This is a genomic window from Mesorhizobium sp. M4B.F.Ca.ET.143.01.1.1 (assembly GCF_004792275.1).
Taxonomy (GTDB): domain Bacteria; phylum Pseudomonadota; class Alphaproteobacteria; order Rhizobiales; family Rhizobiaceae; genus Mesorhizobium; species Mesorhizobium abyssinicae.
Window position 1 is genome coordinate 1 of sequence record NZ_SRSR01000328.1, and the last position, 290, is coordinate 290.

The following is a 290-nucleotide window of genomic DNA, read 5'->3' on the forward strand; positions in this document are numbered from 1 at the left end:
GGCCCTGCCCTGCCATGAACTCGATGCCATGCGCGATCAGCCGGTCGGCCGGGCCCGTCCAGCCACGTTCCTTGGCAACGGCGAAAGCATAGACCTGCCTGGCCTGGGTGCGCATGCGCTTGGGCTTGACGAGCGGCCTGGTGTCGAAACCCAACGCCTCGTGGAAGCCGCCATGGCGCTCGTCGACGCCTGATGTCGACCATAACGGCAAGGTTTCCTCGAACAGCCAGTGGTGCACGCGCCGCCGCCAGGCGCCGCTCTCGATGACGCGGTCGTGCGCTGGCGTGAAT

The 290-nt window shown here is 67.2% G+C and carries 1 protein-coding gene; it reads right to left on the bottom strand.

Annotation, left to right across the window (positions count from 1 at the left end; translation table 11 throughout):
• A partial coding sequence (locus EN786_RS37200) for an AGE family epimerase/isomerase (protein WP_189524404.1) occupies nucleotides 1–290 on the bottom strand: 290 nt, incomplete at both ends.